Source organism: Streptococcus cristatus (assembly GCF_003944225.1).
Classification (GTDB): Bacteria; Bacillota; Bacilli; order Lactobacillales; family Streptococcaceae; genus Streptococcus; species Streptococcus cristatus_K.
Map to the genome: position 1 here is coordinate 13,883 of NZ_RJPN01000009.1, position 18,084 is coordinate 31,966.

Sequence of the window (18,084 nt, forward strand, 5' to 3'; positions counted from 1 at the left end):
TTAGCTCTTTCTTGATATAATCTGCTGATGTTTGCTATAATAGTCGATAAGGAGAATCTATGTTGAAACCATTTATAAAAAAGTTAAAACAGTTTGGTAAGGGGGAACCCTCACCTGCTAAGACGTCTAAGCCAAAAGGAGAGACATGGTCGGTACTTGATATTGTTTCCGTTATTTTTCGGACAGTAAAACTACTCTTAAATGTCGCTTTTGTATTTATCTTTTTTGGAATAGTATTGGGGGCTGGACTCGGATTGGGCTATGCCGCCAGCCTTTTTAGTGATGTCTCCGTGCCGAAGCAGGAGGAGCTGGTAAGTCAGGTCAATAAGATTTCTGGGATTTCGAAGCTGACCTATGCTAACGGAGAGTTGATTTCTGAAATCGATAATGATTTGTTGCGGATCCCAGTTGCCAGCGATGCGATTTCGGATAATGTCAAAAATGCTATCATTGCGACGGAAGATGAAAACTTTGAAACTCACAATGGTGTTGTGCCCAAGGCGGTTCTGCGGGCAACCTTGGGTTCTGTAGTTGGAGTTGGTTCATCCAGCGGGGGCTCGACCTTAACTCAGCAGTTGATCAAGCAGCAGGTTGTGGGAGATGCTCCGACTTTCAAGCGGAAGGCAGTAGAGATTGTTGATGCCTTGGCTTTGGAACGCTATATGTCTAAGGATGACATTCTGACTGCTTATTTGAATGTGGCACCTTTTGGCCGGAATAACAAAGGACAAAATATTGCTGGAGTGGAAGAAGCAGCTCAAGGGATTTTTGGTGTATCAGCCAAGGATTTGAGCATTCCGCAGGCTGCGTTTATTGCAGGATTGCCTCAGAGCCCGATTGTCTATTCGCCCTATGCCTCTGATGGTAGCATGAAGAGTCCAGATGATATGGCTTTAGGTCTAGAGCGGGCTCGGAATGTTTTGTATAATATGTACCGTACAGGTCGACTGAGTGAGGCAGACTATCAGCAGTACAAAGACTATGATCTGACGCAAGATTTTAAGCCGACTGAGAGCCTTCAAAAGAGCTCGCATAGTTACCTCTACCATACAGCTTTTTCAGAAGCACAGACGGCCATGTACCAGTATTTAATTCAGCGGGACAATGTATCCCAGCAAGAATTAAAAAATAATGCAACGGTTGAAGCTTATCAAGAGTTAGCTCGAAAAGAGCTGAGCGAGGGTGGCTATACGGTCACAACAACCATCAATCATTCTATTCATCAGGCGATGCAGAATGCTGTTGCCAACTACGGTGGTCTCTTGGATGATGGGACAGGAATGGTCGAGGTTGGAAATGTCCTTCAGGACAATAAAACAGGAGCCATTATTGGTTTTGTCGGTGGTAGAGACTATAGTTCTAATCAAAACAACCATGCTTTTGATACGGAAAGATCTCCTGGTTCGACTATCAAGCCGATTTTAGCTTATGGGATCGCCATTGACCAAGGGCTGATGGGAAGCGCGAGCGTACTTTCCAATTATCCGACGAACTTCTCTAGCGGTGAGCCGATTATGCACGTGGATAGTCGCGGGACAGGCATGATGGACCTGCAGGAAGCCCTCAATACTTCTTGGAATATTCCAGCTTATTGGACCTATCGTGCACTTCGTGAGAAGGGTGTAAATGTCCGAGGCTATATGGAAAAAATGGGCTACCATATTGACAACTATGACATTGAAAGTCTACCAATGGGTGGGGGAATCGAGGTTTCGGTTGCCCAGCACACCAACGGTTTCCAGACCTTGGCGAATAACGGTTCTTATCAAGAAAAATATATGATTGAAAAGATCACAGCTCCTGACGGCAAGGTGGTTTATGAGCATAAGGCAAAACCAGTTCAGGTGTATTCGCCTGCTACTGCAACGATTATGCAAAGCTTGATGCGAGGTGTGCTCAACTCTGGTGCAACTACGACCTTTAAATCAAGGATTGGTCAAGTCAATGGTACCTTGGCAGGTGCAGACTGGATTGGTAAGACAGGTACAACTAACAGCAATGGTGATATGTGGCTCATGCTTTCTACTCCTCGGATGACCCTTGGAGGCTGGATTGGTCATGACGACAATACTTCTATGGCTGCCCTGACAGGCTACAATAATAATGCGGCCTATATGGCCTATCTAGCCAATGCCATTTATGAGGCGGATCCAAGTGCCTGGGGAATCGGAGAGAAGTTCAATCTTGATTCGAGCGTTATCAAGTCTGATGTTCTCAAGTCTACTGGAGAAAGACCAGGAACCGTCACAATCAATGGCCGTTCCATCAATCTAAGCGGTCCGACTGTTCCTAGCTACTGGGCTAAGAATGGCGCTCCAACGACGAGCTATCGCTTTGGTATCGGCGCATCAGATGCGGATTATCAGAAAGCTTGGGGAGCAATTTTGGGTGGTTATACCTCTAATTCTGGTTCTAACTTTAGCTCTAATCCGAATTCCAATAATGGGACTAATTCCAGCAGTAACCGACAGGGAAACTAGGACATCAAAAACGGCTTTTCAACTTTTCAGAAAGAAGAGGAAAGCCTTGCAATTTCTAGATAAATACGGTATAATAGTATCAATAATTTGTCGTGTGCTTTAATTGAAATATTGTCCGATTAAAGCTTGCAGCAGTTAAATCAAACTTTTTATAAGTCAGATTTAGCTGCTCTTTTTGTGTCTATTTTTCAGAATTCTAGGATTTGTAACGCAAACTTAAAGATTCTAAAAACTTAGCAAAAAGGACTGATTGTAGCTGTTTTGACGAGAGTCAATGGCGTAGAAGGGGTCTCCCCTTGGTAAGAGTGAAGAAGAGTGTGATATGAGAGGCAAATGGTTAGTATTTCAATAATCAGAAAATCTCAATTTTCTCCGATTCCCTCCCTCTGTACTTTATAAAAAAGGAGTTAGAAACTTGGCAGGACATGACGTTCAATACGGGAAACATCGGACCCGTCGTAGTTTTTCAAGAATTAAAGAAGTTCTTGATTTACCAAACTTGATTGAAATTCAAACAGACTCGTTTAAAGATTTCTTGGACCATGGTTTGAAAGAAGTCTTCGAGGATGTGCTTCCTATTTCAAACTTTACCGACACCATGGAATTGGAATTTGTCGGCTATGAAATCCGTGAGCCTAAATATACGCTGGAAGAAGCTCGTATCCACGATGCTAGCTACTCAGCGCCAATCTTTGTGACCTTCCGTCTGATTAACAAGGAAACTGGTGAAATCAAGACTCAGGAAGTCTTCTTTGGTGATTTCCCTATTATGACTGAAATGGGAACCTTCATCATCAACGGTGGTGAGCGGATTATCGTATCCCAGTTGGTGCGTTCGCCAGGGGTCTACTTCAACGATAAAGTTGATAAAAACGGTAAAGTTGGCTACGGCTCAACCGTTATTCCTAACCGCGGAGCTTGGTTGGAGCTAGAAACAGACTCAAAAGATATCGCCTATACTCGTATTGACCGGACTCGTAAAATTCCGTTTACTACTTTGGTTCGTGCGCTTGGTTTCTCAGGTGATGATGAGATCTTGGACATCTTTGGTGACAGCGACTTGGTGCGCAACACCATCGAAAAAGATATCCACAAGAATCCAATGGACTCTCGTACGGATGAAGCTCTGAAAGAAATCTATGAGCGTCTTCGTCCAGGTGAGCCTAAGACGGCTGAAAGTTCTCGTTCTCTGCTTGTGGCTCGTTTCTTTGATCCACATCGTTATGACTTGGCAGCCGTTGGTCGTTACAAGATTAACAAGAAGCTCAACATCAAGAACCGTCTGCTCAATCAAACATTGGCAGAACATCTGGTAGATGCTGAAACAGGTGAAATTCTTGTCGAAGCTGGTACGGTTATGACTCGCAGTGTGATTGACAGCATTGCAGAGCAACTGGACAATGGTTTGAACAAGATCACTTATATTCCAAACGACTCAGCTGTCTTGACGGAGCCTGTAGAATTGCAGAAGTTCAAGGTCGTCGCACCAAGCGATCCAGACCGTGTTGTGACGATCATTGGCAATGCGAATCCATCTGACAAGGTTCGAACTGTAACGCCAGCTGACATCTTGGCTGAAATGAGCTATTTCCTCAACTTGGCAGAAGGTATCGGTCGTGTGGATGATATTGACCACTTGGGGAACCGTCGTATTCGTGCAGTTGGTGAACTTTTGGCCAACCAAGTTCGACTTGGCCTTTCTCGGATGGAGCGTAATGTTCGTGAACGGATGTCTGTTCAAGATAATGAAGTCCTTACACCGCAACAAATCATTAATATTCGTCCAGTAACTGCAGCCATTAAAGAATTCTTTGGTTCTTCACAGTTGTCTCAGTTCATGGACCAACACAATCCGCTGTCTGAGCTTTCTCACAAGCGTCGTCTTTCTGCCTTGGGACCTGGTGGTTTGACACGTGACCGCGCTGGTTATGAAGTGCGGGACGTGCACTATACTCACTATGGTCGTATGTGTCCGATTGAAACGCCTGAAGGACCAAACATCGGTTTGATCAATAACTTGTCTTCTTACGGACACCTTAACAAATACGGATTTATTCAAACACCTTACCGTAAGGTAGACCGTGAAGCTGGTGTGGTAACCAACGAAATCGTTTGGCTGACAGCTGACGAGGAAGATGAATTTATCGTAGCTCAGGCCAACTCTAAACTGAATGAAAAAGGCGGCTTTGCAGAGCCTATCGTTATGGGACGCCACCAAGGTAATAACCAAGAATTCCCTTCAGACCAAGTAGATTACATGGATGTATCGCCTAAGCAGGTAGTTGCCGTAGCGACAGCATGTATTCCTTTCTTGGAAAATGATGACTCCAACCGTGCCCTCATGGGTGCTAACATGCAACGTCAGGCCGTGCCTTTGATTGATCCAAAAGCGCCTTATGTCGGTACTGGTATGGAATACCAAGCTGCCCACGATTCTGGTGCGGCGGTTATTGCTCAGTATGATGGTAAGGTTACCTATGCGGATGCGGATAAGGTAGAAGTTCGTCGCGAAGACGGTTCACTAGATGTGTACCACATCCAAAAATTCCGCCGTTCAAACTCAGGAACTGCCTACAACCAACGCACCCTTGTAAAAGTTGGCGATGTCGTTGAAAAAGGCGACTTTATCGCTGACGGACCTTCTATGGAAAATGGAGAAATGGCTCTGGGACAAAACCCAATCGTTGCCTACATGACATGGGAAGGTTACAACTTCGAGGATGCGGTTATCATGAGTGAGCGTCTGGTCAAGGATGATGTCTATACATCTGTCCACCTCGAAGAATACGAATCAGAAACACGCGATACAAAGCTTGGGCCTGAAGAAATCACTCGCGAAATTCCGAATGTCGGTGAAGATGCCCTTAAAGACCTTGACGAAATGGGGATTATCCGTATCGGTGCGGAAGTTAAGGAAGGCGACATCCTTGTAGGTAAAGTCACACCTAAAGGTGAAAAAGACCTTTCAGCTGAAGAACGTCTCTTGCACGCTATCTTTGGTGATAAGTCTCGTGAAGTACGTGACACTTCTCTTCGTGTACCTCACGGTGCCGATGGTGTCGTTCGCGATGTTAAGATCTTTACTCGTGCAAACGGTGATGAGTTGCAATCAGGTGTTAACATGCTGGTTCGCGTCTACATCGCTCAAAAACGGAAGATCAAGGTCGGAGATAAGATGGCCGGACGTCACGGAAACAAAGGGGTTGTATCCCGTATCGTTCCTGTGGAAGACATGCCATACTTGCCAGACGGAACACCAGTTGATATCATGTTGAACCCACTTGGGGTGCCATCCCGTATGAATATCGGTCAGGTTATGGAACTCCACCTTGGTATGGCAGCTCGTAACTTGGGCATCCACATTGCAACACCGGTCTTTGACGGAGCAAGCTCAGAAGATCTCTGGTCTACAGTTCGTGAAGCTGGTATGGATAGCGATGCTAAGACGATTCTTTATGATGGACGTACTGGTGAGCCATTTGATAACCGCGTTTCTGTCGGTGTCATGTACATGATCAAGCTCCACCACATGGTTGACGATAAGCTCCACGCCCGCTCAGTTGGTCCATACTCAACCGTTACCCAACAGCCACTCGGAGGTAAAGCTCAGTTTGGTGGACAACGTTTCGGTGAGATGGAAGTTTGGGCCTTAGAGGCTTACGGTGCGTCAAACGTACTTCAAGAAATCTTGACTTACAAGTCTGACGATATCAACGGACGTTTGAAAGCTTATGAAGCGATTACTAAAGGGAAACCAATTCCAAAACCAGGTGTGCCAGAATCCTTCCGAGTTCTTGTGAAAGAATTGCAATCTCTTGGTCTTGACATGCGTGTCCTTGACGAAGATGACCAAGAAGTAGAACTTCGTGACTTGGATGAAGACATGGATGAAGATGTGATCCATGTGGACGATCTGGAAAAAGCACGTCAAAAACAGGCTCAAGAAGCTAAAGCAGCTTTTGATGCTGAAGGAAATGAAGAAAAATAATTCGTCGCTGATTAGATAAATAAGAAAGGTAAGAAATAGTGGTTGATGTAAATCGATTTAAAAGTATGCAAATCACCCTAGCTTCTCCAAGTAAGGTCCGTTCATGGTCTTACGGAGAAGTGAAGAAGCCTGAGACAATCAATTACCGGACCTTGAAGCCAGAACGTGAAGGCCTCTTTGACGAGGTGATCTTCGGGCCAACCAAGGATTGGGAGTGTGCCTGCGGTAAATACAAACGGATTCGTTACAAAGGGATTATTTGTGACCGCTGTGGTGTTGAAGTAACACGGACCAAGGTTCGCCGTGAACGTATGGGCCACATTGAGCTCAAAGCACCAGTTTCTCATATCTGGTATTTTAAGGGAATCCCAAGCCGAATGGGCTTGACTCTGGATATGAGCCCGCGCGCCTTGGAAGAAGTCATTTATTTCGCGGCTTATGTGGTGATTGATCCTAAGGAAACACCACTGGAGCATAAGTCTATCATGACAGAGCGTGAGTACCGCGAGCGTCTCCGTGAATATGGTGCAGGTTCATTCGTCGCTAAAATGGGAGCAGAAGCGATCCAAGACTTGTTGAAACAAGTGGATCTAGAAACAGAAATTGCGGCTCTCAAGGAAGAATTGAAAACAGCTTCTGGCCAAAAACGAATCAAGGCTATTCGTCGTTTGGACGTTTTGGATGCCTTCTACCGCTCTGGCAATAAGCCAGAATGGATGATTCTCAACATCCTGCCAGTCATTCCGCCAGATTTGCGTCCAATGTTGCAGCTGGATGGTGGGCGCTTTGCCTCATCTGACTTGAACGACCTTTACCGCCGTGTTATCAACCGGAACAACCGTTTGGCTCGTTTGCTTGAGTTGAATGCACCAGGTATCATCGTTCAAAATGAGAAACGGATGCTGCAAGAAGCGGTGGATGCTTTGATTGACAACGGTCGCCGTGGTCGTCCGATTACAGGTCCAGGTAGCCGTCCGCTTAAATCTTTGAGCCACATGCTCAAAGGTAAACAAGGTCGCTTCCGTCAAAACTTGCTGGGTAAACGGGTTGACTTCTCAGGACGTTCCGTTATCGCCGTTGGTCCGACATTGAAAATGTATCAATGTGGTGTGCCACGCGAGATGGCCATCGAGCTCTTCAAGCCATTTGTCATGCGGGAAATTGTTGCCCGTGATTATGCACAGAATGTGAAAGCTGCCAAGCGCATGGTAGAGCGTGGCGATGAGCGCATCTGGGATGTCTTGGAAGATGTTATCAAAGAACACCCAGTGCTCCTTAACCGCGCACCGACCCTTCACCGTTTGGGGATCCAAGCCTTTGAGCCAGTTCTAATCGACGGTAAAGCTCTTCGCTTGCACCCACTGGTCTGTGAAGCCTACAATGCCGACTTTGACGGTGACCAAATGGCCATTCACGTTCCATTGTCTGAAGAAGCACAGGCTGAAGCTCGTATCCTCATGCTGGCTGCTGAGCACATCTTGAATCCGAAAGACGGAAAACCGGTTGTAACACCATCTCAGGATATGGTCTTGGGTAACTACTACCTGACCATGGAAGAAGCAGGTCGCGAAGGCGAAGGTATGGTCTTTAAGGACCGTGATGAAGCCGTGATGGCCTTGCGTAATGGCTATGTCCACTTGCACACTCGTGTGGGTATCGCGACAGATAGCCTCAACAAACCTTGGACAGAAGATCAAAAACACAAGATCCTCATGACCACAGTAGGTAAGATTCTCTTCAACGATATCATGCCAGAAGAGCTGCCTTACCTGCAAGAGCCAACGAATGCTAACTTGACAGAAGGTGTTCCAGCTAAATACTTCTTGGAGCCAGGTAAAGACATCAAGTCTGCCATTGAAGCCCTAGAGCTAAATATTCCGTTTAAGAAGAAAAATCTAGGAAATATCATCGCTGAAATCTTCAAACGCTTCCGCACTACAGAAACATCTGCCCTGCTGGACCGCTTGAAAGACCTAGGTTACCACCATTCTACGCTGGCTGGTTTGACAGTGGGTATTGCTGACATTCCAGTTGTGGAAGACAAGGCAGAGATCATTGAAGAGTCTCACAAGCGTGTAGAACAAATCACCAAGCAATTCCGTCGTGGTATGATTACTGACGATGAGCGCTACAATGCAGTTACTGCTGAGTGGCGTGCTGCCCGTGAAAAACTGGAGAAACGCTTGGTTGCCAACCAAGATCCGAAGAATCCAATCGTTATGATGATGGACTCTGGAGCCCGTGGTAACATCTCGAACTTCTCACAGCTTGCCGGTATGCGTGGTCTGATGGCGGCTCCGAACGGACGTATCATGGAATTGCCAATTCTTTCAAACTTCCGCGAAGGTTTGTCTGTATTGGAAATGTTCTTCTCAACTCACGGTGCCCGTAAAGGTATGACCGATACGGCCCTCAAGACAGCCGACTCAGGTTACTTGACTCGCCGTCTGGTTGACGTTGCCCAAGATGTGATTATCCGTGAGGATGACTGTGGTACAGATCGTGGACTTCTTATCACTTCTATCACAGAAGGCAAGGAAATGATCGAGTCTCTGGAAGAGCGTCTCAATGGCCGTTACACTAAGAAGACGGTTAAACACCCAGAAACTGGCGCAGTTATCATCGGTCCAAATGAATTGATTACCGAAGATAAGGCGCGAGAGATTGTCAATGCTGGTGTTGAAGAAGTGACGATTCGTTCCGTCTTTACATGTAACACTCGCCACGGTGTCTGCCGTCACTGTTACGGTATCAATTTGGCGACTGGTGATGCGGTTGAAGTCGGTGAAGCAGTCGGAACCATCGCTGCCCAATCTATCGGGGAACCTGGTACACAGCTTACAATGCGTACCTTCCACACGGGTGGGGTTGCCTCAAATACCGATATCACTCAGGGTCTTCCTCGTGTCCAAGAAATCTTTGAAGCCCGCAATCCGAAAGGGGAAGCGGTCATCACTGAAGTCAAGGGTGAAGTTACTGCTATCGAAGAAGATGCATCTACTCGGACTAAGAAAGTCTTTGTCAAAGGTGCAACTGGCGAAGGTGAATACGTGGTGCCATTTACAGCCCGCATGAAGGTAGAAGTGGGTGACCAAGTTTCCCGCGGTGCTGCCTTGACCGAAGGTTCTATCCAACCTAAGCACTTGTTGGCTGTCCGCGATGTCTTGTCTGTTGAAACTTACCTGCTTGCTGAGGTACAAAAAGTTTACCGTAGCCAAGGGGTAGAAATCGGTGACAAACACATCGAGGTAATGGTTCGTCAAATGATTCGCAAGGTGCGCGTCATGGATCCAGGTGATACAGATCTCCTCATGGGAACTCTTATGGATATCACAGACTTTACAGATGCTAACCGGGATGTGGTTATCTCAGGCGGAGTGCCTGCGACAGCTCGTCCAGTCCTCATGGGAATCACCAAAGCTTCCCTTGAAACTAACAGCTTCCTGTCTGCAGCTTCCTTCCAAGAAACAACTCGTGTCCTGACAGATGCGGCTATCCGTGGTAAGAAGGATCACCTGCTCGGACTCAAGGAAAATGTTATCATCGGTAAAATTATCCCAGCCGGTACTGGTATGGCTCGTTACCGTAACTTGGAACCACAAGCAATCAATGAAGTTGAAATCATTGACGAAGTTGTGGAAACAGCAGAGACTGAAGAAGTTGAAACAAGCGTAGAATCATAAGAACTTGCTTGAGTTTACATATAAAAGTCTATCAGGAAGAGAATCTTGTATTCTCTTCTTTTTTGTTAGCTTGGACGGAGGGGCACAGTTAGAATACAACTGGAGGTTTCAGAGACCCATTTTGTTGTTATATCGAATCAACAGCTTAGGGAAGGAGTTTCCTAGTGAGCATGATGGCGCATTTTTTGATTTTACAGGGCTCTTAGCTGTACAGGAAGGGAAAAATTCGATATACTAAGTAAAAGGAGGAAGAAATGAAAATTTTTTTGCAAAAAGTAGAATATAGTTTACTGGCTTTGTTTTTAGCCGTACAGACTCAAGTTCCTTTTGTACTGATCCAGTTTTACAAAGGTCGAGATCAAAGTTTCTCACTGGGAAACACTTTACTTGTTCTGATGATTTATTTTGTGATCATTTTTTATGCCCTGCGAATGGCTAAAAAAGAAGGCTTACTGACCCTTGATTTTAGTTTTTTTAATTTAAAATCAGTGATCTGGCTAGTATTATCCTATCTGATAACTTTCGGAGTTAGTATTTTTGCTGCGATTATTATGGTTCTAGAGGGCCAACTTTCAGGAACGACAGCCAATCAAACTGCTTTGCAAAACTTGTTTCAGAGTACGCCCGTTGTTTTGCTTATTGTGGGAGCTGTTTTTTCAGCGCCAATTTTGGAAGAGATTATTTTCCGTGGTTTGATTCCCCAAAAGCTGTTTCCAAAGCATGAGTTGATTGGTCTGATAGTTGGTTCTATCCTTTTTGGTTTTTTCCACGGTCCGACCAACATCGGTAGTTTTGTCCTTTATGCTGGTATGGGGGGCGTTCTAGCTTTGGTGGTTCACCAGACTAAGCGTTTGGAAATGGGAATTTTAGCCCATATGTTACGGAATGCCATTGCTATTTTGGTGATGATTATTTCACAAAGTTAACTAGATATCATTCATGGATGAAGAGGTCAGATTGACCTCTTTTTGACATTTCAGGGATAAAAAGTGACTTTTGAGGACATGGAGCTAGCAAAGCGAATCTTTTGTTCTATAATGAGAATTGTATCTTAGCTTTAGGGAGTAAAAAATGAGGCTCACATTTCAAAAATCTATCCAAATATTATTAGTAGTTATGCTAATGCAATCGGTCTTGCTGCTTTTGGTTCATCCGATGACCAATCGTTTCGCTTTATCAAGGCCTAACTTGCTTTTTATCTCTCTGTTTTTGCTCATTCTTTTAGGGTATGTCTCTTACTTTTCTCGTGAGTGGCGGGATTTTAAGATAGAGCTACGGGCTTCCAAGCGGTTTCAGCACTTACGTTGCCTTTATTTTTTAATGATTGCAAGCAACGCAGCGAGTCTCGTTCTACTTTGTGGGCAGTCGGGTTCGGAGCTAACATCTTTGCAGCAGCTTATCTCAAACAGTTTTTCCACCTCCTCCTTGCTATTGCTTGGCATGGATTTATTTGGGATGTCATCACAGGCTAAGCAAAACAGACAGATGAAATACAGAAAGAGTTGGTGTATTGCCTTGGGAATCACTCTCTTTGCTTTCCTGAGAAATCCCGGAGAATCATCTTGTTTTCTAATTTATCTAAGCTTAGGCATGGCTTTTGTCCGGCTCTTAAAAGCTTGGGTTGGATCTCTGGAATTGTCCTTACTGGCTCATCTTCTTCGGAATTTACTTCTGATTCTCCTTTTGCCTTTCTGTTTGTAAAAAGTGTTTTCTTAAATAGCGGAATTGTGGTAAAATGATAAATGAAACAAGAGTCTGAGAGGACTGCTTGTAGGATCAAGTGCAGTTTGTAAAACTGATGCTGCATCTGCTGTTGGCTTTGCGGTACACTAGATGGGTGTGCCTTTTTTGTTGAAAGGCAGTAGTAGCAAGGGGAAAGGAAATACGATGAATCTAAGACAACTTGCTCCAGAGGGCAAGACAGCTCTTTGTGGGATCCTTAATGTTACCCCAGATTCCTTTTCGGATGGGGGCAAATATAATACGGTGGAAAAGGCTCTGGAGCAAGCACGCAAGATGATAGCTCAGGGAGCTCATCTGCTGGATATCGGTGGTGAGTCGACTCGTCCGGGCAGCCATTTTGTGGACATCGAAGCGGAGATAGGTCGTGTGGTACCAGTCATTGAGGCTCTTCGTCGGGAGACTGATATTCTCATTTCTGTAGATACTTGGAAGGCACCAGTTGCCGAAGCAGCTTTGGCCGCTGGAGCCAATATCATCAATGATATCACGGGACTCTTGGGTGATGAGAGAATGGTAGTTGTGGCTGCCAAGGCTGGAGCGCCAGTTATTGCCATGTTCAATCCAGTCATGGCCCGGCCCCAACACACCAGTTCGAAAATCTTTCCGACTTTCGGCTTTGAGCCAGCTTTTACCGAGTCAGAATTAGCAAATTTTGAGCAGCTGGATATTCAGGCGCTCATGTGGGCATTTTTTGAAAAGACACTGGCAAGAGCTGAGCAAGCTGGGCTGGAGCGGGAGCAAATCATGCTAGATCCAGGGATTGGCTTTGGTTTAACAAAGCGGGAAAATCTCTTGCTCTTACAGGAGTTGGATAGCATTCATCAGGCTGGCTTTCCCATTTTTCTGGGTGTCTCTCGCAAGCGATTTTTGGTCAATATCTTGGAGGAAAATGGTTTTGAGACTGACCCAGAGACGGCAGCTGGTTTTCAAAACAGAGACCTAGCTTCAGCTCATTTGACCAGCATTGCAGCTAGTCAGGGTGTCGAGGCTGTCCGAGTGCATGATGTGGGAGCCCACCGGATGGCAGCCGAGATTGGCGATGCTATTCGACTGGCTCAGAAAATGGAAGATCTAAATTTACGGCAGTATAAGTGACTATGATAAAAGAAGAATTGCCAGATTTAAGCTGGCTGGAAGCCTATCGAACGGATAGTCCCAACTTTGGACTTGAACGAATGGAGCGGATGCTGGCGCTGCGGGGAAATCCTCATTTGCAGCTGTCAGTGATTCATATAGGGGGGACCAACGGGAAGGGCTCAACCATTGCCCACCTGCGTCAACTCTTGGAAATGCGGGGTCTGCGTGTAGGAACCTTTACCTCCCCCTATTTGATCAGCTACAATGAACAAATCGCCATCAATGGTCGGTCTATTCCCAATCAAGATTTGTCGCACCTGCTAGAGATCTATCGAGCTCTCTTTGAAGAGCAAGCGAACGATGAGGTTTTGCAGGGAGTGACTGAGTTTGAAATCATGACGGCGTTAGCCTATGATTATTTGGCTCAGGAGCGGGTCGATGTGGCCATTATGGAGGTTGGCATGGGTGGCCTTTTAGACAGTACCAATGTCTGCCGATCTGATCTGACCGCCATTACGACTATTGGCTTAGATCATGTGGCTCTGCTGGGGCATTCGCTGGCAGCAATTGCCGAGCAGAAGGCTGGGATTGTCAAGCCAAATGTGCCCTTGGTGACTGGACGAATTGAGCCAGAAGCTCTAGTGGTCATTGAGGACAAGGCTCATCAAATGCAAGCTCCCCACTATGTTTATGGGCAGTCTTATCAAGTTCAGAGCTTGGGCGGGACTGACTCAGGAGAACATTTTAGCTTTTCCAATGCCTATCGGGAGGCGGAGCCTTACCAGACGCCTCTATTGGGACAGCATCAGGTAGACAACGCTGGTTTGGCGATTGAGCTCTGTGACCTCTATTGTCAAATCAAGCAGCTACCGCTTTTAACAAAAGAACAAGTTGGCGCCGCTTTACTGGCGACAAACTGGCCGGGTCGGATGGAGCAGATTTCGCACCAGCCTCGGATCTTACTTGATGGCGCCCACAATCCACATGCCATGGAGAGATTGACGAGGACCTTGAGCCAGCATTATCCAGACTTGGATAAGAAAATCCTTTTTAGCTGTATCCAGACCAAGTCTCTGGAGGAAATGGTGGATCAGCTCAAGCAGGTACCCAAGAGTCAACTGATTTTGACCAGTTTTGCGGATCTACGGAGCTTTTCCAAAGAAAAAATGGAGGAGCTGGCTGGTGAGCAGGGTTTGGACTATGCTGATTGGCAGGGATTTTTAGAGGCTTATTTGAAAGCTGAGCATGGGACCGATGAGCTCTTGCTGATTACGGGCTCCCTTTATTTTTTGGCTCAGGTCAGGGCCTATATCATTGACAAAGAAAAAGAATCTAGGAGTGAATATGGACACGAAGAAAATTGAAGCAGCAGTTGCCCAGATTATTGAGGCGGTTGGCGAAGACGGAAATCGCGAAGGCTTGCAGGAGACGCCAAAGCGCATTGCCAAGATGTATCAGGAAATTTTTGCTGGGCTGGGCGAGACGGCTGAGGAGCATCTATCCAAGTCTTTTGAAATCATTGACAATAATATGGTGGTGGAGAAGGATATTTTCTTTCATTCCATGTGTGAGCACCACTTCCTGCCATTTTACGGGAAGGTTCACATCGCCTATGTGCCTAATGGTCGGGTAGCAGGCTTGTCCAAGCTGGCTCGAACGGTAGAAGTCTATGCTAAGAAACCGCAGATTCAAGAGCGATTGACCGTAGAGATTGCTGAGGCCTTGATGGACTATCTGGGTGCTCAAGGGGCTCTGGTCTGGGTGGAAGCTGAGCATATGTGCATGAATATGCGGGGAGTCAGGAAGCCTGGGACTGCAACGGTTACTACAGCGGCGCGTGGCGTTTTAGCGACGGATAAGGACCTAAAAAATGAAGCTTACAAACTGATGGGACATTGATCTTATCAGTAGTGGAGCGTGTCGGGAAAGGCTAGATAGTTTTATCAAGGATGAAATGCAGAAACTTGAATCAGAAAGGATAAAAGAATGGATCAGCTGCGCATTAAGGATTTGGAAGTGTATGCCTATCACGGTCTGTTTGGAGCGGAGAAGGAATTGGGCCAGCGTTTTGTGCTGGATTTGATTTTGGACTATGATATGACACGGGCTGCCAAAACAGGCGACCTGACAGCTTCTATCCACTATGGAGAATTGGCTCAGGATTTGACCCGCTGGTGTCAGGAAAGCAAGGAAGACTTGATTGAGACGCTGGCTTACAAGCTGATTGATCGGATTTTTCTGACTCACCCTTTAGTGCAGAAGGTCAGCTTGGAGGTCAAGAAGCCTTGGGCACCGGTGCCGCTGCCTTTAGAGACCTGCTCAGTCAAGCTAGTGCGTCAAAAGCGGAAGGCCTTTATCGCTCTGGGAAGCAATCAAGGCAGCCCAGCTGCCAATCTAGATGCAGCTCTGGAAAAAATGGCAGAGCAAAATATAAGAATTTTGCAGGCATCAAGTCGTATCGAGACAGAGCCTTGGGGTGGCGTTGAGCAGGATCCGTTTCTCAATCAAGTTGTTGAAGTTGAGACTTGGCTCAATCCTGAGGAATTAATGCAGACGCTCTTAGCTATCGAAGCGGATTTAGGGCGCGTGCGGGAGATCAAATGGGGACCTCGTGTGATTGATCTGGATATTCTTTACATAGGACAAGAAGAGTTATACAGTCCAGATTTGATTGTTCCTCATCCTTATGTGGCTGAGCGAGCTTTTGTCTTGCAATCTTTGGTGGAAATCGCCCCACACTTTGTCGACCCCGTGCAGAAAAAAAGCATCCGCCAGCTCTGGGATGCGGTTGAAAAATAAGAAAAGAAACTTGTCGCGAGGCAAGTTTTTTTATTGTCTGAACTTTCTCTGAACTTGTCCTTGTATACTAAAGAAAAAACAAAAGGAGTTCAGTATGGAACATATAGTGAAAATAGAAGGAGTCTGCAAAAAGCATGGCAGTAAGCAGATTTTAAAAGATATTTCTTTTACAGCTAGAAGTGGTCGGATTACAGCTTTTTTGGGTCCTAATGGTGCAGGGAAAAGTTCGACCTTGAGGATTCTCTTGGGGTTAGATCGGGCGACGTCTGGGACTGCGACTTTTGATGGGCAAACCTATCAGTCAATGACCTATCCGCTCAGAACGGTAGGTGCAGCCTTTGACGGCATTGGCGGTCTGCCAAATCGAAAGGTCTATGACCACCTGCGGATTATTGCGGCGAGTAATGCTATTTTCAAGTCTCGGATCGATGAGGTTTTGGAGATGACTGGAATCGCTCATAAGAGGAAGGACCTCTTGTCAAGCCTGTCTCTGGGGGAAGGTCAACGCTTGGGTTTAGCAGCAGCTTTGCTGGGTGATCCTCAGTTTCTTATATTAGATGAGCCGACCAATGGACTGGATCCAAGTGGGATCAAGTGGTTTAGAAAGTTTATCCGTCAGCAGGCTGATTTAGGGAAAACGGTACTTCTATCTTCTCATATCCTGTCAGAGGTGCAAATGGTGACAGATGATGTCGTCTTGATTCATCATGGGCGCATTATTGAGCAGGGACGATTGGAAGAGGTGCTGCAAGATTCAGACAGCCTAGAAGATCTCTTCTTTGACTTGACAGAGGAGGTTTAAGATGAAAGAAACGATGTCTTTATTGTATTCAGAATGGTTGAAAATCCGTTCAACCAAGGCTTTCAAAGTGAGTATGGCCTTCATGCTGCTATTGGTGCCTGCCGTATCCTGGCTAGAGGGCCGACAGTATTTATCTGTCGGCTTAGATGCCACGCCTGAGACGGTTCCCGGTCTGGCAGAAGCCATTGACCCGTTGGAATATCTAGGTCTCAATGGTGCCTCTATGGCAGGCATGGTTTTGGTCATCTTAGCTGGAATTTTGGGAGCTATGGAATTTCAGTCTCATAGCTTGAGAACCAGTCTTTTGACCTGTAATAACCGCCTGAAGTTGCTTGTAGGGAAACTCATGACCTTTGCTTGCTTTTCTCTTGCCAGTAGCTTCTTATCAATCTACTTTAGTTATATGGTCATGCATATGGCTTTAGGAAAGGAAGGGCTTGATCCGATTCTGTTCAATCAGGCAACTTGGAGTTTGATTTTGTGGAAAACCTTATCTCTAACCTTATTAGGAATCCTTTCATTTTTGTTAGGTTTATTGGCTCGGACCATGCTAGTTCCTCTGCTTTTTCTCGTGCCACAGATCTATAATCTGGGAAACTACCTGGCAGCTCACACGAGTTGGGGGGCTTATTTGCCACAGCCAGCAGGAGAGTTGTTTGCTGCAACGCCAACTTCCCAATATGCTAACAATCCCTTGCAAGGACTCTTGATACTTGGTGCATGGTTACTAGTCATCGGCGGTATGACTTCTCTGCGCTTTTTGAAGACGGATTTAGGAGGACGCTACTGATGATCAAAGCTCTGCTTAGAAGTGAATGGATTAAGTTCCGTTCTTACTATCTCGCTCTTGGTGCAGCCTTGGTGGCTCTGGTAATCGTTCCATTTTTTCTGATGAATCTTGACTACAGTCAGACAGCAGTTGGCCAGATGAAGGCCCTGAGCGAGGCTTTGCATGCTCTCTATCTGGCGCAGCCTATCATTGTCATCTTTACTTCCCTCTATTTTGCCCAGGAGTTTGTCAAGTCTGGGATGCGAACGAATTTTCTAACTGTATCAAATAGAAGGGCTTGGTTGGCTGGGAAAATCCTTTTTCTGTTCTTGCTGCTCTTGGTTCTCTATAGTGTCATTATAAGTAGCTGTTTCTTTGTTATGCTGGCTCGATTTGACCTAGACTTTAGCTGGTCCTTGCTGGGGAAATTTCTCTACTACAGCTCTTTTGGTCTTCTCAGCAATCTTTTTCTGGCTCTTTTAGCTGCCGGTCTCGCCCTGCTCTTTCAATCTTGGGTTGTGCCGGTGTCGGTGCTCTTTCCTCTCCTGATTGGTCTCAGCCGTTTATTGGCAACGTTCATCAAGGAAGCAAAATACCTGCCCGATCTGGCTACCCTAAATCTTTTTGAGTATGAAGGGCTTCAGCATTCAATAGATCTATCAGGGCTGGGAATACAGCTGTTCTGGTTAGCCTTGGTTTGGAGCTCTGCTATATTATTAACCTTGAAACGAGATGTTCGCTAG

The 18,084-nt window shown here is 45.9% G+C and carries 12 protein-coding genes; all 12 read left to right on the forward strand.

All coding sequences use genetic code 11. The features are described 5' to 3' along the window. The first annotated feature begins 59 nt into the window (after positions 1 to 59). Positions 60 to 2,480, forward strand: a complete 2,421-nt coding sequence (pbp1b, locus tag D8797_RS08445) for a penicillin-binding protein PBP1B (protein ID WP_376739411.1) — start codon at positions 60 to 62, stop codon at positions 2,478 to 2,480. Between the two features lie 415 nt (positions 2,481 to 2,895). Next, positions 2,896 to 6,468 carry a DNA-directed RNA polymerase subunit beta gene (gene rpoB, locus D8797_RS08450; protein ID WP_045498139.1) on the forward strand — a complete coding sequence of 1,191 codons (3,573 nt, stop codon included), beginning with the start codon at positions 2,896 to 2,898 and terminating at the stop codon, positions 6,466 to 6,468. Positions 6,469 to 6,506: 38 nt separating this feature from the next. Then, positions 6,507 to 10,151, forward strand: a complete 3,645-nt coding sequence (rpoC, locus tag D8797_RS08455) for a DNA-directed RNA polymerase subunit beta' (protein WP_015604273.1) — start codon at positions 6,507 to 6,509, stop codon at positions 10,149 to 10,151. A 254-nt stretch (positions 10,152 to 10,405) separates the two neighbouring features. Next, positions 10,406 to 11,077 carry a CPBP family intramembrane glutamic endopeptidase gene (locus D8797_RS08460; protein WP_125380191.1) on the forward strand — a complete coding sequence of 224 codons (672 nt, stop codon included), beginning with the start codon at positions 10,406 to 10,408 and terminating at the stop codon, positions 11,075 to 11,077. Positions 11,078 to 11,222: 145 nt separating this feature from the next. After that, positions 11,223 to 11,852, forward strand: coding sequence for a hypothetical protein (locus D8797_RS08465; RefSeq protein WP_125380193.1), 630 nt, complete (start codon positions 11,223 to 11,225; stop codon positions 11,850 to 11,852). Between the two features lie 186 nt (positions 11,853 to 12,038). After that, positions 12,039 to 12,989 (forward strand): dihydropteroate synthase, encoded by a 951-nt coding sequence (gene folP, locus D8797_RS08470; protein ID WP_185780861.1) that lies wholly within the window; start codon positions 12,039 to 12,041, stop codon positions 12,987 to 12,989. 2 nt (positions 12,990 to 12,991) lie between these two features. Next, on the forward strand, positions 12,992 to 14,335 hold the full coding sequence (locus D8797_RS08475) for a bifunctional folylpolyglutamate synthase/dihydrofolate synthase (RefSeq protein WP_125380197.1): 1,344 nt from the start codon (positions 12,992 to 12,994) through the stop codon (positions 14,333 to 14,335). Beyond that, entirely contained in the window at positions 14,316 to 14,870 is a 555-nt protein-coding gene (folE, locus tag D8797_RS08480) for a GTP cyclohydrolase I FolE (RefSeq protein WP_125380199.1), read from the forward strand. The genes D8797_RS08475 and folE overlap by 20 nt, the downstream gene beginning before the upstream one ends. 87 nt (positions 14,871 to 14,957) lie before the next feature. Further along, complete coding sequence (folK, locus tag D8797_RS08485; RefSeq protein ID WP_125380201.1) at positions 14,958 to 15,770, forward strand: 2-amino-4-hydroxy-6-hydroxymethyldihydropteridine diphosphokinase; 813 nt, start codon at positions 14,958 to 14,960, stop codon at positions 15,768 to 15,770. Positions 15,771 to 15,864: 94 nt separating this feature from the next. Next, complete coding sequence (locus D8797_RS08490) at positions 15,865 to 16,572, forward strand: ABC transporter ATP-binding protein (protein WP_125380203.1); 708 nt, start codon at positions 15,865 to 15,867, stop codon at positions 16,570 to 16,572. A 1-nt stretch (position 16,573) separates the two neighbouring features. Continuing rightward, the gene (locus D8797_RS08495) at positions 16,574 to 17,362 is read left to right on the forward strand and encodes a lantibiotic ABC transporter permease (RefSeq protein ID WP_125380205.1); all 789 of its coding nucleotides are present in this window, start codon (positions 16,574 to 16,576) and stop codon (positions 17,360 to 17,362) included. After that, entirely contained in the window at positions 17,362 to 18,084 is a 723-nt protein-coding gene (locus tag D8797_RS08500; RefSeq protein WP_125380207.1) for an ABC transporter permease, read from the forward strand. Before D8797_RS08495 ends, D8797_RS08500 begins: the two co-directional genes overlap by 1 nt.

Coding starts and splice junctions, on each gene's coding strand:
- pbp1b (WP_376739411.1), top strand. CDS start 60: ATGTTGAAACCATTTATAAAAAAGTTAAAACAGTTTGGTAAGGGGGAA.
- D8797_RS08460 (WP_125380191.1), top strand. CDS start 10,406: ATGAAAATTTTTTTGCAAAAAGTAGAATATAGTTTACTGGCTTTGTTT.
- D8797_RS08465 (WP_125380193.1), top strand. CDS start 11,223: ATGAGGCTCACATTTCAAAAATCTATCCAAATATTATTAGTAGTTATG.
- folP (WP_185780861.1), top strand. CDS start 12,039: ATGAATCTAAGACAACTTGCTCCAGAGGGCAAGACAGCTCTTTGTGGG.
- D8797_RS08475 (WP_125380197.1), top strand. CDS start 12,992: ATGATAAAAGAAGAATTGCCAGATTTAAGCTGGCTGGAAGCCTATCGA.
- folE (WP_125380199.1), top strand. CDS start 14,316: ATGGACACGAAGAAAATTGAAGCAGCAGTTGCCCAGATTATTGAGGCG.
- folK (WP_125380201.1), top strand. CDS start 14,958: ATGGATCAGCTGCGCATTAAGGATTTGGAAGTGTATGCCTATCACGGT.
- D8797_RS08490 (WP_125380203.1), top strand. CDS start 15,865: ATGGAACATATAGTGAAAATAGAAGGAGTCTGCAAAAAGCATGGCAGT.
- D8797_RS08495 (WP_125380205.1), top strand. CDS start 16,574: ATGAAAGAAACGATGTCTTTATTGTATTCAGAATGGTTGAAAATCCGT.
- D8797_RS08500 (WP_125380207.1), top strand. CDS start 17,362: ATGATCAAAGCTCTGCTTAGAAGTGAATGGATTAAGTTCCGTTCTTAC.